At 65.4% G+C, this 1,196-nt stretch carries 1 protein-coding gene; it reads left to right on the top strand.

Annotated elements, in window-relative coordinates; genetic code table 11:
- Nucleotides 1-1,196: AAA family ATPase (locus AB0I79_RS63310; RefSeq protein ID WP_357896396.1), on the top strand; the 1,196-nt coding region annotated here is incomplete at both ends.

Below are 1,196 nucleotides of genomic sequence, written 5' to 3'. Positions count from 1 at the left end.
GAGGGCGCGATCGACGCCGCCAGCATCCTCAAGCCGATGCTGGCCCGCGGCGAGCTGCAGACGATCGGCGCGACCACGCTCGACGAGTACCGCAAGTACCTGGAGAAGGACGCGGCGCTGGAGCGGCGCTTCCAGCCGATCCAGGTGGCCGAGCCCTCACTCAGCCACACGATCGAGATCCTCAAGGGTCTGCGCGACCGCTACGAGGCGCACCACCGCGTGTCCATCACCGACGACGCGCTGGTCGCCGCCGCGCAGCTGGCCGACCGCTACATCAGCGACCGCTACCTGCCCGACAAGGCGATCGACCTCATCGACGAGGCCGGTTCCCGGATGCGTATCCGCAGGATGACCGCGCCGCCGGACCTGCGCGAGTACGACGAGAAGATCGCCAACGTCCGTCGCGACAAGGAGTCCGCGATCGACGCGCAGGACTTCGAGAAGGCCGCTGCCCTCCGCGACCAGGAGAAGCAGCTCCAGCTCAAGCGCGAGCGGCGGGAGAAGGAGTGGAAGGCCGGCGACATGGACGTCGTGGCCGAGGTCACCCAGGAGCTGATCGCCGAGGTTCTGGCGACCGCCACCGGTATTCCGGTCTTCAAGCTGACCGAGGAGGAGTCGCAGCGTCTGCTCCGTATGGAGGACGAGCTCCACAAGCGGATCATCGGTCAGGACGACGCCATCAAGGGTCTGTCGCGTTCGATCCGGCGTACGCGCGCCGGTCTGAAGGACCCGCGTCGTCCCGGTGGCTCGTTCATCTTCGCCGGTCCCTCGGGGGTCGGTAAGACCGAGCTGTCCAAGGCTCTGGCGGAGTTCCTCTTCGGTGACGAGGATGCGCTGATCAGTCTGGACATGTCGGAGTTCATGGAGAAGCACACCGTCTCCAGGCTGTTCGGTTCGCCTCCCGGTTACGTCGGTTACGAGGAGGGTGGTCAGCTCACCGAGAAGGTGCGGCGCAAGCCGTTCTCCGTGGTGCTGTTCGACGAGATCGAGAAGGCTCACCCCGACATCTTCAACTCGCTGCTGCAGATCCTGGAGGACGGTCGTCTGACCGACGCCCAGGGCCGGGTGGTCGACTTCAAGAACACGGTCATCATCATGACGACCAACCTCGGTACCCGGGACATCTCCAAGGGCATCGGGGTCGGGTTCGCGAAGTCCAACGACACCGAGTCCAACTACGAGCGGATGAAGGCGAA

The organism is Nonomuraea sp. NPDC050202 (assembly GCF_040656115.1).
GTDB lineage: Bacteria > Actinomycetota > Actinomycetes > Streptosporangiales > Streptosporangiaceae > Nonomuraea.
This window is presented reverse-complemented; position numbering and strand designations above follow the sequence as displayed.